Origin of the sequence: Paraburkholderia sp. BR13439 (assembly GCF_040948805.1) — a bacterium.
GTDB lineage: Bacteria > Pseudomonadota > Gammaproteobacteria > Burkholderiales > Burkholderiaceae > Paraburkholderia > Paraburkholderia youngii.
On the sequence record NZ_JBFPKN010000012.1, the window covers coordinates 118,262 to 133,702 of the forward strand.

Here is a 15,441-nt window from a genome sequence, read left to right on the forward strand (position 1 = left end):
TGAACAAGGGAAAACCCTTAATTGTGAGATAGAAAATTGTTTTGATCGCAATAATGCCGAGGAATATCTCGGAGTCGATCCGCCCCGCATGATGCTCCGGGCAACAAATGTACGGAACGTCACCTTTGCGTCTGATGTTTCCGAACGTCATGCGCCCGAATGCGGAATCGTCAGCAGCTTGCGCGGGCCGCTGACGAACGCGCTGCCCGGCTCGAAAAATCGTAGCGGCCGGTGCATCTCGCGCGAAAGGCCAATGCGCGTCGTCACGCCGACCGGTGCATCGCCAGTTTCGATCACGCCGATCCATAGCCCGCGTCCCGCACACAGATCGTGGCCGTCGAACGCCTGGCCGATGCCGAATGCCACTGTCAGCCGGCCGGGTCCGCGGGCGAGATCGCGCAGCGGCACGCCGGGACGGCGCGCTTCCATCAGCGCAAGTCCTTCGAGCGGTTCGATCGCCCGCAGCAGGATGCCGGCGCCGACCTCCTCCGCTTCGGACGACATATTCAGCATGTACGACACGCCGTAGGTCAGCCGCACGTAAGCATGACCGCGCGCGAGAAACATCGAGCCGTTGTACGGACGACGTCCGATAAACGCGTGGCTCGTCGAATCGCCGAGCGGATACGCCTCGGTCTCGACGATGCGGCCGCTCAAGCGTCCTTCGGGCAGATCGTGCACGAGATATTTGCCGACCATGAAGCGCGCGAGTTCGACCGTATCGACGGGCAGATCGTCGCGGTGTAATGGTCGGATCGGAAGAGCTTCGTTTCGCATGGGCTGGATGTCCTTAAGTCGGTGCTGAAATCCCACGTCATAGACCGGTTGCGATCTGCAAATTCGTTGTACCGACGCCTCATTTTCTGCGTCAGCAAGTCAACATGGCACCAATTGCTGTATCGTGTGCTTCCGGCCGGTCACACGGCCGTTTGCATGTCTCGGCGCGCACTTCGCGGCCCGCGGAAACATCCGTGTCGGCTGAAAGTGTTCGCATGGCTGCTGTACCTGTTTCATTCGCATTGAATCCCGCTGTACCCGCTGGTGTAAAAAAAATCGACCCCATCCGGGGGATCGACGTTCTACGACAATAGGAGATGGTTGAATGAAAGCATTCTCGGCAATCAAGGTGATCGGCGGCGCGCTGGTCGTTCTCGCTTCCCTCAACGCGTACGCGCAAAGCAGCGATGCGGCCGCGACCGAAGCGCCGGCGGCAGCGGCACCGACCACCAAGCAGGATAAACAGGCTAATCGCGCTCTGCAGAAGAAGGTCCGCGCGAAGCTCGCACGTACGAAGGGCCTGACCGTCGGCAACATCACCGTGCGCGCACGCAACGGCGCCGTCACGCTGGAAGGTTCGGTGCCGGAGCAGGCTCAGATCGAAATCGCGACGAACGCCGCTCAAGGCGTGGATGGCGTGACGTCGGTGAAGAGCGCACTGTCGATCCGCGCAATCGGCCAGTAAGCCGGTGAACCAGCCGAAGAAGTTGCGGTAAAAGCAGCAAGCTGGCGTCGATGGCGGAAAGCTCCGTCGCGACGCCAATTTCCCCTCCGATCCCTCGCTCGACACGATTGCCCCCGGTGCAGCCCTCGCACCGCCCGACGCGACGATTTCCCCACGCCCTCGAAACCGCGATATGTTGAACGCACGACTCCGTGCAGCGCGGGTCTATTGGGACAACTTTCCCCTTATAATTTAAAAGCTTAAGGTCGATCCTTAAGATATAACTTCAAGTTCATACACGCACCGAAAGGAAGGCCGCATGACTTCGCCGGTGACCGTCTTGCCCCGTTGGACCCTCGTCGCGCCACTCATTAGCTGGATCGTGCTCGGTGCCGCCTATGCGATGCCGGGCAATGCGCTGCTGCTCGCGCTGGTCGGCGTGTCGCTGTGCGCGGCCGTGTTTGCCGCCGTCCATCATGCCGAAGTGGTCGCGCATCGCGTCGGCGAGCCGTTTGGCACGCTGGTGCTCGCGGTCGCCGTCACCGTGATCGAAGTGGCGCTGATCGTCTCGGTGATGCTGACGTCCGGTCCCGAGAAAGCCGGCCTCGCGCGCGATACGGTATTCGCGGCCGTGATGATCGTCTGCAACGGGCTCGTCGGGCTATGTCTGCTGGCGGGCGGCATCCGCCATCTGGAACAGGACTTCCAGAGCCGCGGCGCGGCGGCCGCGCTGGCGGTGCTCGCATCGCTGTCGGTGCTGACGCTCGTGATGCCGAACTTCACGACCACCAGCCCCGGGCCGGTCCTGTCGCCGCCGCAGCTCGCGTTTGCCGGTGGGTCGTCGCTGGTGCTGTACTGCGTGTTCGTGTTCGTGCAGACGGTGCGCCATCGCGACTACTTCCTCGCCGGCGTGCCCGACGAAGACGTCCATGCCGAGCCGCCGGGCGCGCGCTTCGCAGCCATCAGCGGCGTGCTGCTGCTGGTGAGTCTCGTCGCGGTCGTGCTGCTCGCGAAAGTGCTGTCGCCGGTGGTCGAATCCGCGGTGCTCGGCGCGGGCGCGCCGCCGGCGGTGGTCGGGATCGTGATTGCGTCGCTGGTGCTATTGCCGGAAGGACTCGCGGCGCTGCGCGCAGCGCGCGCCGATCGTCTGCAGACCAGCCTGAACCTCGCGCTCGGCTCGGCGCTGGCGAGTATCGGCCTGACCATTCCCACCGTCGCCGGGGTGTTCCTGTATATCGGTCAGCCCATCGTGCTCGGCATCAACGGCAAGGACATGGTGCTGCTCGCGCTGACGCTGGTGGTCGCCACGCTGACGCTCAGCACCGGACGCACGACGATTCTGCAAGGCGCCGTGCATCTGTCGCTGTTCGCGGCTTATCTGTTTTTGTCGTTCGCGCCTTGATCTGATGTCCTATCCGACGCCAGGGCGGACGGTGACTCACTCTTCCCAGTGCTCGACCATCCAGTCGCGGAACAGATTCAGCTTCTGCTGTTGCGCGACCGATTCCGGATACACGAAGTAATAGCGCCAGCCGGTCTTCAGCACGGTGTCGAACGGCCGGATCAGGCGCCGCACCGCGACGTCCTCGTCGATCAGCGCGAGATCGCTGATCGCGACGCCGAAGCCCTGCGCGGCGGCATTGGTCGCCATGTCGAGCGTATCGAAGCTCGGGCCGAGCTCCGCGTCGATCGTGGCAGCGCCCGTCGCATCGGTCTCCGCGACTTTCGCGAGCCACATCTTCCAGTCGCGGTGATCGCGCGTCGGATGCAGCAGCGTGTGCCGCGCGAGATCGGCCACCTGCGCGAGCGGCTTGTCCTTCAGCAGCTCGGGCGTGCAGACCGGCGTCAGACGCTCCTCAAACAGCGACACCGCCTGCACGTCCGCACCGGGCGACGAACCGTAGATGATCGCCGCGTCGAACGGCTCGCTCTGGAAATCGACGTCGTGCTGCCAGGTGGTCGTGATCTGCACGTGCAGATCGGGATATTCGGACTGGAAGCGCATGATCTTCGGCAGCATCCAGCGCATCACGCAGGTCGGCACCTTCAGCGCGAGATCGGTGCGCTGTCGCGTCAGGCGCAGCGACATTTCCTCGATCCGCGCGAAGCTCTCCTTGACCGTCGGCAGCAGCATTTCGCCCTCGGCGGTCAGCGTCAGCCCCTTGGCGTGACGCTTGAACAGCGGAAACTTGTAGTACTCCTCGAGCGCGATGATCTGCCGGCTGACCGCGCCTTGCGTCAGGCACAGATGGTCGGCGGCACGCGTGAAGCTGCGATGCCGCGCGACAGTTTCGAAAATCTGCAGCGCGTTGAGCGGCGGTAGGCGTCGCATCGGATGTCGTCCCGGATCAGAAAAAATCATTGCGCGGCTGAGGCAGCGCCCGTCGCCGCCCTGCCCGCAATGCCCAAAGCATACGCGATCGGCCGCGCGCGCACGAGCCGGCGCGCGGGCCAACCCGCATGCGTTCGGCTCATGGCACGCGAAAAATGCGCGTTCCGGCCGATGTCGCACCGCCGTGGTGCGAAAGGCCTGCGGCACCCGCACCAGAACCGAGCTTTCCTCATACCTCGATGCACCCCCGTATTCACCGGTCCGAGATGGACGTTAACCCGCATGCACCGTCGCCCGTAGTCTCCTGTCGCGTCGCTGAACCGCGCGCCGCCGCGCGCGCGCACCGCGAGCCATGAGCGCAGGTCATGCCACCCATGCGCATATTTCGATTGTTGCGTGATTTTGGCAAACCTACAGTGCCTCCACGCACGGTTCATCCGGCAGCGGTCATAGCGATTCATGGGCAACGGGCGTTCATCAAAGGAGACCGTCATGCAGCAGATCAAACGCGGTAGAAGGCAGGTCATCAAGACGATCGGTACGGCGCTCGCGGCATCCGCTCTGCCGATGCCGTTCCTCAATCTGCGCGCACAGGAGCACAACTTCAGCGGCAAGACGCTGCGCATCCTGACATGGTCCGACGATACCGGCACGGCCGCGCTGCGCAACATCGCCGCGACCTTCACCGCGAAGACCGGCGCGAAGGTGATCGCCGATCGCGCCGACGGCACCTCCGGCATGGTCGCGAAAGTCAAGGCGGCGGGTGAGCGCCCGACCTACGACGTGATCACGCTCGCCGGCGTCGGCGCGGCCGGCCTCGCCGACGCGGGCCTGCTGATGAAGCCCGAGCTCGACCGCCTGCCGAACCTGAAAGACGTCGCGCCGCAATACCGCACCGGCGCGAACGGCTTCGGCGTCGGCTATCTGCTGTGGTCCGACGGCCTCATCTACAACACCGCGACGGTCAAGACTCCGCCTTCGTCTTACGAGGCACTGTGGGACCCGAAATACGGCGGTCGCGTATTCCTGCCGCCGCCCGAGTGGGCCGAAGCGGTCGACCTCGCGATCATCGCCGCGAAGATGAACGGCGGCTCGCAGCAGAACATCGAGCCCGGCTTCAGGAAGCTCGCGCAACTGAAAGACCACGTGATGACGCTCGGCGAGAACCCGAACCAGGTGGCCGACCTGTTCCGCACCGGCTCGCTCGACATCGGCGGCATCTACTCGCCGGCGTTTTTTCCGGAGCAGATCCGCAAGCCCGAGTACAAGATGGGCGTCACCTACGGCATGAAGGAAGGTTTCGCGACGCAGCTAATGTTCACGGTGATCCCGAAAGCGCATCCGGGCGACAGCGACCTGATCCACGCGTTCATCAATCATTCGCTCGACGCCGGCGTGCAAGGCCGTATGGTCGCCGACGTGCTGAACGGCCCGGTCAATTCGAAAGCGATGATTCCGGCCGAGAGCCGCGCGTTCGTGCCGAGCCCGCAGCAGATCGCCGAGAAAGCCGTGCTGCATGACGACAAGGCGCTCGCCGTCGTGCAGCCGGCGTGGATCAAGCGGTACACCGAAATCTTCTCGGCGTAACCACGATGCTCGCGCGCTTCCCGCGGCGTGCCGCGATGATGCCGGACGAAGCGGCGCCGGGTCCGACGCCCGGCGGCGCTTCTTGCGCTTCCGTAGTCGTCGAGACTGCCTTGACCGCCCCCGCTGGCGGCGCAACGACGCTCGCGAAAGCCCGGCCGTGGCTGCTGCTCGCGCCGATCCTGGTGTTTCTGGCGATCCTCGGCGCGGCCGCGCTGGTCGTGCTGCGCATGAGCTTCGGCACGTCAGGCAACGAATGGCGCAGCTTCACGCTGCAGAACTACGCGGACCTGCTCGACGGCTACTTCCTGAAGTCGTTGTGGCTGACGCTGCGGCTCGCGTTCCAGAGCATGCTGTGCGCGGTCGTGCTCGCGATTCCGGTTGCGCTCGCGATGGCGCGCACGACCTCGCGGCTCGCGCGCCGGCTGCTGCTCGCGGGTGTGCTGCTGCCGCTGCTGGTCAATCTGCTGCTGCAAGGCTATGGCTGGCTGGTGATCCTCGGCCCGGCGGGCCTGCTCAATCACGCGCTGCTCGCGAGCGGGCTCGTCGAGCGTCCGGTCATGTGGCTGTATCGCGAGCATGGCGTACTGCTGGGGCTGATCCAGACCGCGTTTCCGCTCGCCGTTCTGCCGCTGTCCAGCGCGATGCGTGCGGTGTCGATCTCGTACGAGGAAGCCGCCGCGACGCTCGGCGCAACGCGTTGGCAAACGCTGCGCCACGTGCTGTTGCCGCTCGCGATGCCGGGCCTCGTGTCGGGTGCGCTGCTGGTGTTCGCGTATAACGCGAGCGCGTTCGCGGTGCCGCTGCTGCTCGGCGGCCGGCGCGTGCCGATGCTCGCGGTGCTCGTGCACGATCAGGTCGCGCCGTTGTTGAACTGGCCGGCGGCCTCCGCTTCGGGCATCGTGCTGATGGTCGCGACGCTCGCCGTGATGGCGCTCTCGCAACGGCTCGTGCGCCGCACCCAACGTCTGACCGGGGAGCCTAACTCATGAGCACGCCGCTGCCAGCTTCGCGCCTGCCGCGCACCGAACCTCGTTCGCCGCGCTTCCCGCGCCTGCCCGATACGATGCCCGGCCAGCTCCGCCGCGCAACCGCGCTCGTGGCCGGCGTCGTGCTGTTTCTCGCCGCGCTGCCGATCCTGACGATGATCGCGATGTCGTTCAGCGCGGCCGACACGCTCGAATTCCCGCCGCACGCGTACAGCCTGCACTGGTATCGCGCGGCGTGGCACAGCTTCGTGTCACCGGACGCGACCGATACGCTGTCGATGGGCGCCGCGCTGATCACGAGCCTCATCGTCGCGCTATCGACGATGCTGATCGCGACGCTGGTCTCCGTGCCCGCCGCGTATGCACTGTCGCGCTACCGTTTTCGCGGCAAGCCGGCGGTCGAGCAGCTGGTCGCGCTGCCGCTCGTCTATCCGCTCGTGATGCTCGGCCTGTCGCTGCTGCTGGTGTTCAACGTGCTGCCGGTCGAGCTGGGCGTCGGCCGGCTGATCATCGCGCATGTGATCCTGGCGCTGCCGTTCACGGTGAAGAACTGCGCGGCGTCGGTCGCATCGATCGGCCCCGAGTTCGAGGAAGCCGCGCTCGTGATGGGCGCGAGCCCCGGCCGCGCACTCGTCGACGTGGTGCTGCCGCTGATGCGCCCCGGCATTCTCGCCGGCATGCTGTTCGCGTTCATCGTGTCGTTCAACGAGTTCACGGTGACGTTCTTCCTGTATAGCATCGACACGATGACGCTACCTGTGTGGCTCTATAGCCGCACGGTGTCGTCGCTCGATCCGACCGTGTTCTGTTTCGCGGTGGTCATCGTCGCGATCGACTTCGCGCTGATCTGGCTATTGGAAAAGCTGATCGGCGACGAAGGCGTCGCGCTGTGAACCCGCCACCTTGCTGGAGCCTGCGATGACCCATCTGACCTTGCAAGCCGTCACGCGGCGCTTCGGCGCCGTGCATGCCGTCGACGACGTCGACCTGAGCGTGCCCGACGGCAAGCTCGTCTGCTTCCTCGGCCCGTCAGGCTGCGGCAAGACCACGCTGCTGCGGATGATCGCCGGGCTCGAAACGCCGAGCTCGGGCAGCATCCATTTCGCCGGCCGCGACATCACGTGGCTGCCGGCCAACCGGCGCGACTTCGGCATGGTGTTCCAGTCGCTCGCGCTGTTTCCCCACATGACGGTCGCGCAGAACGTCGCGTATCCGCTGAAGCTGCGCAAGGTCGCAAAAGAGAAGCAAACGCGCCGCGTCGCCGAACTGCTCGAACTGATCCAGCTGCCGCACATGGCGAACCGGCCGGTCACGCAGTTGTCGGGCGGACAGCGTCAGCGCGTCGCGATCGCGCGCGCGATTGCTTCGGAGCCTCAACTGCTGCTGCTCGACGAACCGCTGTCCGCGCTCGACGCCAAGCTGCGCGAAGCGATGCAGGTCGAAATCCGCTTGCTGCAGCAACGCCTCGGCATCACGACGATCATGGTCACGCACGACCAGCGCGAAGCGATGACGATGGCCGACGAGATCGTCGTGATGGAGAAAGGCCGCATCGCGCAGGTCGGCAAGCCCCTCGACATCTACCGCGATCCCGTCAGCGAGTTCGTCGCCGACTTCATCGGGCTCGGCAATATCCTGCCGGTGCAGTACGACGGCGCGGGCGTCGTGAGCCTGCCGGGCGGACGGCGCATCGCGGTGACGTCGAGCCCCAGCGCGCCGCTCGCCGAGGCGCGGCAGCCGGTTGCGAGCGGCGACGCGATCCGCCTGTTGATCCGCCCCGAGGACATCTGCGTGAAGGCGGCCACGGAGACACCGGACGCGAACCGGCTGCCCGGCACCGTCACATTCATTCGCGACGTCGGCGCCTCGCTCGAAGCGACGATCGATTGCGCGGGCTTCACGCTGACCGCCGCGACCACGCCGCGCGAAACGCCCGGGCTCGCGCTCGGCATGCCGGTGCTCGCCGAGCTGCCGCCGCACGCCTGTAAGCTGATCGCAGCGCGCACCGCCTGATACCCGAACCCATCCCACACGCTTCGCTTCGATAAAACCGCATGACGACAGAGGACCAGATGATGAACCAGCGCCCCGCTCTCCAATCGACCCGCCGCGTGTTCGCGACCCTCGCCGCGACGCTCGCAATCACCGCGCTCGGCGCGCTGCCATCGGCCGCGCATGCCGACGCGCTCGACGACATCGCGAAGTCCGGCACCGTGCGCATCGGCGTGTTTGAAGACTATCCGCCGTTCGGCTCGATCGGTGCGGACATGAAGCCGGTCGGCTACGACATCGACGTCGCCAATCTGATCGGCAAGGCGCTCAACGCGAAGGTCGAACTGGTACCGGTGACCGGCGACAACCGCATGGCCTTCCTCGCCGACCACAAGGCCGACATGCTGCTGTCGGTCGGCCAGACGCCGGAACGCGAAAAAGTGATCGACTTCTCGCAGCCGTACGCGCCGTACTACCTCGCGGTGTTCGGTCCGAAGTCGCTGCCGGTGAAGAACGCCGCCGATCTCGGCGGCAAGTCGATCTCGGTCGCGCGCGGCACGCTCGAAGACCTGAGCGTCACTAAGATCGCGCCGCCGTCGGCGAACATCAAACGTTTCGACGATCCGAACGGCGCTATTTCGGCGTTTCTTTCTGGTCAGGTACAGTTGATGGTGGTCGGCAACGACGTCGGCGCGACGATTCTCGCGCGGCATCCGGCAAACGATCCGGAGCAGAAGTTCGCGCTGTTCAGCTCGCCCGATCACGTCGGTCTGAACAAGAACGAGCCGCGCCTGAAGGCGAAGGTCGACGAAACGATTTCCAAGGCCCGCAAGGACGGCACGATGAACGCGATCTCGCAGAAGTGGCTGCGCGCGCCGCTGCCAGCCGATCTCTGAAACCCGTGGCGCGGTGCTGTGAAGTCCGCGCCGCAAACTGATCCTACGATGGGCACGAGGCCATGACTTACGCATTCGATTTCAGCGGCTTCGGCCTCTATGCAGGGATGCTCGCGCGCGGCGCCGCCGTGACGCTCGGTCTCACGGCCGTTTCGACCCTGGCGGGCGGGCTCGTCGGGATTGCCGGCGCGAGCATCGCGGCGGCCGGGCCGAAGTGGGCGCGCTGGCTGGTCGCGAGCTACGTCGAGCTGATCCGCAACACGCCGTTTCTCGTGCAGCTGTTCTTCGTGTTCTTCGGCCTGCCGAGCCTTGGCATTCATATCGACGAGATCCAGGCCGCGATTCTGGCAATGAGCGTCAATCTCGGCGCGTACGCGACCGAGATCGTGCGCGCCGGCATCGATTCGATTTCGCGCGGCCAGGTGCAGGCCGCCGAGGCGCTCGGCCTGCATGGACGCCAGGTGTTCCGCTACGTCGTGCTGCCGCAGGCGCTCGCCAACGTGTTTCCCGCGCTGCTCGGCCAGGTGCTGATCGTGATGCTCGGCTCGGCCGTCGTGTCGCAGATCTCGGTGCCCGACCTGACCTATGCGGCGAACTTCATCCAGTCGCGCAACTTCCGTTCGTTCGAGAGCTACGTGATCATCACGGCGACCTATCTGCTGATGTCGATCGTGTTGCGGCAGTTGTTGAACCGCTTCGGCCGCGGGCTGTTCGCGGGCCGCGCCGCGCGTGGCGCCAACAACAGCAGCAGCGGCAACGACGGCTTGCCGCGCAACTGGCGCGGCCGCCTGATGTGGCGCGGCGCGCGTACCCTGCCGACGGAGCGCTGATCATGGTCGAATTCACGCTGTGGGATATCGCCCGCAATCTGCTGCTCGCCGCGCGTTGGACGGTGCTGCTGTCGCTGATCGCGTTCGTCGGCGGCGGGGTCGTCGGGCTCGTGCTGCTCGCGATGCGCGTGTCACCGATCGCATGGCTACGCCGCATCGTCGTGCTGTACGTCGAGGTGTTTCAAGGCACGCCGCTCTTGATGCAGCTCTTTCTCGCGTTCTTCGGCTTGCCGCTCATCGGCATCGACGTGTCGCCGTGGGCCGCCGCGGCCGTCACGTTGACGCTCTATACGAGCGCTTATCTGGTCGACATCTGGCGCGGCTGCGTCGAAGCGGTGCCGCGCGGTCAGTGGGCGGCGGGCGCGAGCCTCGGCATGACGTTCGGCCAGCAGTTGCGCTATATCGTGTGGCCGCAGGCACTGAAGATCGCGGTCGCGCCGACCGTCGGTTTTCTTGTGCAGGTGGTGAAGAGCACCGCGCTCGCGTCGATCATCGGCTTCATCGAACTGACGAAGACCGGCACGATGATCACGAATGCCGCGTTCCGGCCGTTTCCGATTTACGGCATGGTCGCGATGATCTACTTCGCGATGTGTTTTCCGCTGACCTGGTATGCGCGCGTGCTGGAGAAGCGGCAGAAGGTCGGGCAGCATCGCTGAGTGATGGGAGGCTATGCGCGGCACGCCGCGCCGGCGTGCGCCGTACGGATTGCACGACGGGGCTCAGCCCTTTGGCGCGCCGTCAAGCGGCGGGACCGTGTGATCGTCGCCCGCCGGCCCTAGCGTGGGCATGTACTTGCCGAAATTCAGTTCAAAGTCGCTCGGCACGCCGTAGGCGAGGCTACGGAGCTTGGCCCGACGCGCGGTTCACCAAGCCATATCGTCCGGCGACGTCGGCATCGAAGTCGTCGGCGCTGAGAACGATCTCGAGCGCCCGCGAACGGCCGACCAGGCGCGGCAGCCATTCGAGCGCTCCACCGCCAGGGACCAGGCCGACGCCGACCTCGGGGTTACCGAACAAAGCATTCTGCCTGCTGGCGAACCGCATGTCGCATGCGAAGCACGAACTCGTTGCCGATACCGCGCGTACGGCCGCGAATCTTTGCGATGCTCACCACTGGCGCGGACGAGAGGCGCAGTACGAAGTCGCGCCAAAGGCCGAGTACCTCTGGTCGTTCGGCAGCTTTCGCCACGTCGAGATGGGCGACGAAAAAATCGGGATTCGCCGACTGGAACACTACGACCTTGACGGACGGGTCCGACTCGAGATCGGCCATCAGTGCGTCCAATTCGACGATCGTCGCGGGAACGAACATATTGATCGCCGGGTTGCTGAAAGTGATCGTCCACCGGCCAGGATTGCTGCGGTCGATGTCGAACTGCGAAGAGTCGGACATGGTGCTTCTCCTAAAACGAATGGGTTCCAGTGTGAATCAGGGTATCAAGCGAGTCACCGGCTCCTCACGCCTCACGAGTGCGTTGAGCCGCAAACCCCTGCCAAAATTGCTATGATTATCATACTTACGATCGCAGCGATTTCGATGGAGGTTTGAATGAGTGGATTGCCCGACAAGAGCGATACGCTGTGCCCAATCGCGCTGTCTCAGGCTGTCATCGGTGACCGCTGGGCTGTTCTCATCCTGCGCGAACTGTTTATGGGTAATCGAAGGTTCGACAGTCTGGTGGCACAATCGCAAGCGACGCCGCAGATGCTCTCGTCCCGGCTCAAACGGCTCGAAGCGGACGGCATGATCGAGCGCAAGCGCTACATGACAACGCCCCCTCGTTACGAATACGAACTCACCGAGATGGGCCGAGCGTTTTACCCTGTCATGCTGGCGCTTCGCGAATGGGGCGAAAAGTGGCACAAACCGCAGGGCGAGGATGTCGCAGTACGCTTCACGCACGTCACCTGCGGCAACGATGCCGGCATTGGCACGGTTTGCCAGGCCTGCGGTGAACCATTGCGGCGCGAAGATCTGAAGACTGAACTAAGCCCTTCCTACGCGCAGGAGCGCGCGACGCGACAGGATGCAGCGAAGACCGGCAGCCCTGCGGCTGATCGCACTCGCTCGTCTAAAGGTCCCCGCGAGGTCCGATCGACCGTGAAGTCCCCCGTGAAGCGCCAAAAAGTCCGTTGAATGTCTGACATAGGCGCCCCTGCTATGCGACCGTTACGCGTTCATTCGTCGTTCTGGACTGACTTGATGAGATTGTTCCGCAACATCACGACCGATGCCTGAATTTTCGCGAACTCGTCGGACGCAAGGCCGGTCTCGACGGGGTTCATCTTCAGGGCTTTTTCGCGCAGCCGCCGGCCGCTCTTCGTGAGACTGATTCGCACCTGGCGCTCGTCGCCGGGATCGCGTTGCCTTTCCAGATAGCCCATCGCCTCGAGTTTCTTCAACATTGGTGTAAGCGTGTTGGACTCGAGAAACAGCTTGGCGCCAAGACCGCTGACGGTCTGGTTGTCCTCCTCCCACAACGCAATGATCGCGATGTATTGCGGGTAGGTAAGCCCAAGTTCCTCGAGTATCGGCTTGTATGCCTTGCCAAAAGCCAGGTTCGCGGAATAGACCGCAAAGCACAGGTAATCGGAAAGCATCAGATTTTCGGGTGCCAGTTGATCCTTGGGTTTCATGTGTACCCTCCTTGGCTGGAGCCTGACGTTTCGCAAGATATATATCGCATACGATTATATCGCGCTACAACATATGGCGCATCGCTGCCAGAAGGCGACAACCCACCGTCGGCGAAGAGCGCCCAGTACGGCACCGTAGAACCGCTCTGAACGCTGCTTCTTTCTCAGTGGCTAAATCGTCGACCGTCCGATTGCCGTGACCGGCGCGCAGCAGCAACGAGGATGCGCGGCAGCCGAGCGACGGTGGGATCGACGACCTAGTGGTGTGCGAAGAGTTTGTCACTCGACCTCACGGCGACATGGCTGCCCGATTGCGACTGTGCCGAAACCGCTCCGCCGTACGCCTTTTCAGGGGTAGCTTCGTAGCCGCGCTCGGCGGCGACGGTTCGCAGGCTCTGACCGCTTTGCGATGCCGGTGCACCAACCGAAGGCTTGTAGAACGGGGCCGGTCCATAGCCGCTGGCGAACGCGGGTGCGGTGACGGACGCGGAAACTGCGACGAGCAGTGCAACGATGAGCTTGGTCTTCATGATGGGAATTCCCTCAAAGATGTTCAGTAAAGGGCACCTGCCCCGGGCCGAGACACGTGCCCTGACGGATTACGCCGTGACGATGTTGGTGCTGACCTCGAGGTTGCCGCGCACCGACTTCGAGTACGGGCAGATCTGATGAGCCAGGTGCGCAATTTCCTCGACGACTTCCTTGTCCACACCGGGCACGCGGATGTCGAACTCGGCGCCGAGGAACCACGCGGCCCCGGTCTGCCCGATGTTCACCCGGATGTCCACGGAATAGTCGGGCGGCAGCGTGACCTTGTTCAGTTGGGCCGCCATGCCGAACACGGTGGTGTAGCAGGCCGACCAGGCGCCGGCAAACAGCTGCTCGGCTCGCGGGTGCGGTTCGGTGCCGATATAGTCGAGCGACTCGACGCCAGGCGCGGTTAGCTTCAGGTCATAGACGCCGTACTCGCCGCGCTGTGCAGCGGGGTCGCGATTGACCGTGGCGTGGGAGTTGCCTGCAGTGAGGACTTTTTCGATCTTTTCCATGATGGATTCCTGTGTGTATGGTGGTAACAAACGGGGTATCAAGCGGGTGTCAAGCGGGTGCCAAGCCGATTTGATTCCCGTGCGATTCAATCGTGTGCGATATATAAGTCATGCTGTGACGACGTTCAGGCTGACCTCGATGTTGCCGTGCACGGCCTTCGAGTACGGGCAGATCTGGTGGGCGCGGTTCGCGATCGCCTCGATAACTTCCGCTGCCAGACCCGGCGCACGGATGGTGAACTGCGCGCCGAGACAGAACCCGTTGCCGACCGTGCCGATACTGACCTTGATGTCCACCGAATAGTCGGACGGCAGCGTGACCTTCGTCAGCGAGGCAGCAATTTCGAAGGCGCTGATGTAACAGGCTGACCACGCCCCGGCAAACATCTGCTCGGCTCGCGGGTGCAGCTCGGTGGCAATGAAATCGCGGCTTTCACCGTTGAGCGCCGAGAGCTTGAGGTCGAGCACGCCGTGCTCACCGCGCTGGAGCTCGGGGTCGTGATTGACCGTGGCGTGGGAATTGCCTGAAAAGAGGACTCGATCGATCCGGGTCATGATGGGTTCCTGTGTGAATGAGGGGTTAAGCGCATTAGATCGCATGCGATGTAATCGCTTGCGTCGAATAATGGACAAGGACGCGCCCGTTGTCAATCGCAAAAGATTTAATCGCATGCGAGCAATCAATAGAGAAAACGAATGTTCACCCAGAGCCTCGCCGCACTTGACGGTATGAATATCATAGTTATATGCTGCGCCCATTGTCATATGCGACGCGTGAGAGGTCACGAATCGTCCGACATAAGCCATCCGGCGCTGGCTGCGCGACGCGATTGGCTGCTGCGCGGGAAAGGCGCGGCGCAACGGCTCGGTTAGCGAATGCAGCCTCGTTTCCACCGCATCTCACGCGCACCGCGAGCCGGCGCGCATGCGACTCACCACGTGAAAGGAAGGACTATGAAGATCGAAGATGCTGTCGTTTTCGTGACGGGCGCGAACCGCGGGCTTGGCCTCGAGTTCGCGAAACAGGCGCTCCAACGAGGGGCGCGGAAGGTCTATGCGGGCGCCCGCGATCCGGCCAGCGTGACCTTGCCTGGAGTCGTCCCCGTCAAGCTCGACGTGACTGATCCGGCAGCCGTGGCCGCGGCTGCCGATGCGGCTCGCGACGTCACGCTGCTCATCAACAACGCCGGCATCGCTCGACTCGGCAGCCTGACGGACGACGGCGCGCTCGACGCGTTGCGCGATCACTTCGAAACCAATGTCTTTGGCATGTTGGCGATGTCACGAGCGTTCGCGGGGAGCCTCGCCGTGAACGGCGGCGGCGCGATCCTGAATGTGCTGTCGGTCGCGAGCTGGGTGAACCGGCCGATTCTCTCTGCCTACGGCGTTTCGAAGTCGGCCGCGTGGGCGCTGACCAACGGCCTGCGTCAATCGCTGCGCGAGCAACGCACGCAGGTCATCGGGCTGCATGCTGGCTTTATCGATACGGATCTGGTGCGCGACCTGGAAGTTCCGAAGGCAACGCCGGCCGACGTCGTGCGCCAGGCGTATGAGGCTATCGAGGCAGGCTCGGAGGAAGTGTCCACCGACGAATTCACGCGGCAGGTGAAGGCTGGACTGTCGGTAGGCATCTATCTGAACGACTCGACGCCACGCTGATCGCGCGGAAGCGCTCTTGCCAAAAAAGCGGC

General features: G+C 64.0%; 19 protein-coding genes. 11 read left to right on the top strand and 8 right to left on the bottom strand.

All coding sequences use genetic code 11. The features are described 5' to 3' along the window. Positions 1–147 precede the first annotated feature (147 nt). On the bottom strand, positions 148–777 hold the full coding sequence (locus AB3X96_RS23400; RefSeq protein ID WP_368591594.1) for a DNA-3-methyladenine glycosylase: 630 nt from the start codon (positions 775–777) through the stop codon (positions 148–150). 325 nt (positions 778–1,102) lie between these two features. Here AB3X96_RS23400 and AB3X96_RS23405 point away from each other — a divergent pair, with 325 nt between their 5' ends. Both AB3X96_RS23405 and AB3X96_RS23410 read left to right on the top strand, forming a co-directional pair. Next, positions 1,103–1,462 (top strand): BON domain-containing protein, encoded by a 360-nt coding sequence (locus AB3X96_RS23405; RefSeq protein WP_176384552.1) that lies wholly within the window; start codon positions 1,103–1,105, stop codon positions 1,460–1,462. A 298-nt stretch (positions 1,463–1,760) separates the two neighbouring features. Beyond that, complete coding sequence (locus AB3X96_RS23410) at positions 1,761–2,843, top strand: calcium:proton antiporter (protein ID WP_368591595.1); 1,083 nt, start codon at positions 1,761–1,763, stop codon at positions 2,841–2,843. Positions 2,844–2,879: 36 nt separating this feature from the next. Here the strand turns inward: AB3X96_RS23410 and AB3X96_RS23415 are convergent, their stop codons facing one another. Beyond that, the gene (locus AB3X96_RS23415) at positions 2,880–3,773 is read right to left on the bottom strand and encodes a LysR substrate-binding domain-containing protein (protein ID WP_368591596.1); all 894 of its coding nucleotides are present in this window, start codon (positions 3,771–3,773) and stop codon (positions 2,880–2,882) included. Positions 3,774–4,265: 492 nt separating this feature from the next. On the opposite strand from AB3X96_RS23415, the gene AB3X96_RS23420 reads away from it, so the two are divergent. The 7 genes from AB3X96_RS23420 (at position 4,266) to AB3X96_RS23450 (ending at position 10,723) form a co-directional block, all read left to right on the top strand. Further along, positions 4,266–5,360 (top strand): PotD/PotF family extracellular solute-binding protein, encoded by a 1,095-nt coding sequence (locus AB3X96_RS23420; protein WP_368591597.1) that lies wholly within the window; start codon positions 4,266–4,268, stop codon positions 5,358–5,360. A gap of 5 nt (positions 5,361–5,365) precedes the next feature. Further along, entirely contained in the window at positions 5,366–6,349 is a 984-nt protein-coding gene (locus AB3X96_RS23425; RefSeq protein WP_368591598.1) for an ABC transporter permease, read from the top strand. Beyond that, on the top strand, positions 6,346–7,239 hold the full coding sequence (locus AB3X96_RS23430) for an ABC transporter permease (protein WP_368591599.1): 894 nt from the start codon (positions 6,346–6,348) through the stop codon (positions 7,237–7,239). The genes AB3X96_RS23425 and AB3X96_RS23430 overlap by 4 nt, the downstream gene beginning before the upstream one ends. A 25-nt stretch (positions 7,240–7,264) precedes the next feature. After that, a complete protein-coding gene (locus AB3X96_RS23435) occupies positions 7,265–8,359 on the top strand; it encodes an ABC transporter ATP-binding protein (RefSeq protein ID WP_368591600.1) in 1,095 nt (364 codons plus the stop codon). 62 nt (positions 8,360–8,421) lie between these two features. After that, positions 8,422–9,234, top strand: a complete 813-nt coding sequence (locus AB3X96_RS23440; RefSeq protein WP_368591709.1) for a transporter substrate-binding domain-containing protein — start codon at positions 8,422–8,424, stop codon at positions 9,232–9,234. 62 nt (positions 9,235–9,296) lie between these two features. Next, entirely contained in the window at positions 9,297–10,064 is a 768-nt protein-coding gene (locus tag AB3X96_RS23445) for an amino acid ABC transporter permease (RefSeq protein ID WP_176105767.1), read from the top strand. Positions 10,065–10,066: 2 nt separating this feature from the next. Beyond that, positions 10,067–10,723, top strand: a complete 657-nt coding sequence (locus AB3X96_RS23450; protein ID WP_152854273.1) for an amino acid ABC transporter permease — start codon at positions 10,067–10,069, stop codon at positions 10,721–10,723. 181 nt (positions 10,724–10,904) lie between these two features. On the opposite strand, the gene AB3X96_RS23455 is transcribed toward AB3X96_RS23450, so the two are convergent. After that, positions 10,905–11,084, bottom strand: a complete 180-nt coding sequence (locus tag AB3X96_RS23455) for an enoyl-CoA hydratase-related protein (protein WP_368591601.1) — start codon at positions 11,082–11,084, stop codon at positions 10,905–10,907. Continuing rightward, positions 11,074–11,460 carry an enoyl-CoA hydratase-related protein gene (locus AB3X96_RS23460; protein WP_368591602.1) on the bottom strand — a complete coding sequence of 129 codons (387 nt, stop codon included), beginning with the start codon at positions 11,458–11,460 and terminating at the stop codon, positions 11,074–11,076. The genes AB3X96_RS23455 and AB3X96_RS23460 overlap by 11 nt, the downstream gene beginning before the upstream one ends. A 156-nt stretch (positions 11,461–11,616) precedes the next feature. Between AB3X96_RS23460 and AB3X96_RS23465 the strand changes: the two genes are divergently transcribed. Further along, entirely contained in the window at positions 11,617–12,204 is a 588-nt protein-coding gene (locus AB3X96_RS23465) for a winged helix-turn-helix transcriptional regulator (protein ID WP_368591603.1), read from the top strand. A 41-nt stretch (positions 12,205–12,245) separates the two neighbouring features. Here the strand turns inward: AB3X96_RS23465 and AB3X96_RS23470 are convergent, their stop codons facing one another. From AB3X96_RS23470 to AB3X96_RS23485, 4 genes are all read right to left on the bottom strand, one after another. Next, positions 12,246–12,704 (bottom strand): MarR family winged helix-turn-helix transcriptional regulator, encoded by a 459-nt coding sequence (locus AB3X96_RS23470; protein ID WP_368591604.1) that lies wholly within the window; start codon positions 12,702–12,704, stop codon positions 12,246–12,248. A 257-nt stretch (positions 12,705–12,961) separates the two neighbouring features. Further along, positions 12,962–13,234, bottom strand: coding sequence for a hypothetical protein (locus AB3X96_RS23475; RefSeq protein ID WP_368591605.1), 273 nt, complete (start codon positions 13,232–13,234; stop codon positions 12,962–12,964). A gap of 69 nt (positions 13,235–13,303) precedes the next feature. Next, positions 13,304–13,750 (bottom strand): OsmC family protein, encoded by a 447-nt coding sequence (locus AB3X96_RS23480; RefSeq protein WP_368591606.1) that lies wholly within the window; start codon positions 13,748–13,750, stop codon positions 13,304–13,306. Between the two features lie 108 nt (positions 13,751–13,858). Continuing rightward, positions 13,859–14,305, bottom strand: coding sequence for an Ohr family peroxiredoxin (locus tag AB3X96_RS23485; protein WP_368591607.1), 447 nt, complete (start codon positions 14,303–14,305; stop codon positions 13,859–13,861). 399 nt (positions 14,306–14,704) lie between these two features. Here AB3X96_RS23485 and AB3X96_RS23490 point away from each other — a divergent pair, with 399 nt between their 5' ends. Further along, the gene (locus tag AB3X96_RS23490; protein WP_368591608.1) at positions 14,705–15,409 is read left to right on the top strand and encodes an SDR family oxidoreductase; all 705 of its coding nucleotides are present in this window, start codon (positions 14,705–14,707) and stop codon (positions 15,407–15,409) included. Positions 15,410–15,441: the final 32 nt, after the last annotated feature.

Coding starts and splice junctions, on each gene's coding strand:
- AB3X96_RS23400 (WP_368591594.1), bottom strand. CDS start 777: ATGCGAAACGAAGCTCTTCCGATCCGACCATTACACCGCGACGATCTG.
- AB3X96_RS23405 (WP_176384552.1), top strand. CDS start 1,103: ATGAAAGCATTCTCGGCAATCAAGGTGATCGGCGGCGCGCTGGTCGTT.
- AB3X96_RS23410 (WP_368591595.1), top strand. CDS start 1,761: ATGACTTCGCCGGTGACCGTCTTGCCCCGTTGGACCCTCGTCGCGCCA.
- AB3X96_RS23415 (WP_368591596.1), bottom strand. CDS start 3,773: ATGCGACGCCTACCGCCGCTCAACGCGCTGCAGATTTTCGAAACTGTC.
- AB3X96_RS23420 (WP_368591597.1), top strand. CDS start 4,266: ATGCAGCAGATCAAACGCGGTAGAAGGCAGGTCATCAAGACGATCGGT.
- AB3X96_RS23425 (WP_368591598.1), top strand. CDS start 5,366: ATGCTCGCGCGCTTCCCGCGGCGTGCCGCGATGATGCCGGACGAAGCG.
- AB3X96_RS23430 (WP_368591599.1), top strand. CDS start 6,346: ATGAGCACGCCGCTGCCAGCTTCGCGCCTGCCGCGCACCGAACCTCGT.
- AB3X96_RS23435 (WP_368591600.1), top strand. CDS start 7,265: ATGACCCATCTGACCTTGCAAGCCGTCACGCGGCGCTTCGGCGCCGTG.
- AB3X96_RS23440 (WP_368591709.1), top strand. CDS start 8,422: ATGAACCAGCGCCCCGCTCTCCAATCGACCCGCCGCGTGTTCGCGACC.
- AB3X96_RS23445 (WP_176105767.1), top strand. CDS start 9,297: ATGACTTACGCATTCGATTTCAGCGGCTTCGGCCTCTATGCAGGGATG.
- AB3X96_RS23450 (WP_152854273.1), top strand. CDS start 10,067: ATGGTCGAATTCACGCTGTGGGATATCGCCCGCAATCTGCTGCTCGCC.
- AB3X96_RS23460 (WP_368591602.1), bottom strand. CDS start 11,460: ATGTCCGACTCTTCGCAGTTCGACATCGACCGCAGCAATCCTGGCCGG.
- AB3X96_RS23465 (WP_368591603.1), top strand. CDS start 11,617: ATGAGTGGATTGCCCGACAAGAGCGATACGCTGTGCCCAATCGCGCTG.
- AB3X96_RS23470 (WP_368591604.1), bottom strand. CDS start 12,704: ATGAAACCCAAGGATCAACTGGCACCCGAAAATCTGATGCTTTCCGAT.
- AB3X96_RS23475 (WP_368591605.1), bottom strand. CDS start 13,234: ATGAAGACCAAGCTCATCGTTGCACTGCTCGTCGCAGTTTCCGCGTCC.
- AB3X96_RS23480 (WP_368591606.1), bottom strand. CDS start 13,750: ATGGAAAAGATCGAAAAAGTCCTCACTGCAGGCAACTCCCACGCCACG.
- AB3X96_RS23485 (WP_368591607.1), bottom strand. CDS start 14,305: ATGACCCGGATCGATCGAGTCCTCTTTTCAGGCAATTCCCACGCCACG.
- AB3X96_RS23490 (WP_368591608.1), top strand. CDS start 14,705: ATGAAGATCGAAGATGCTGTCGTTTTCGTGACGGGCGCGAACCGCGGG.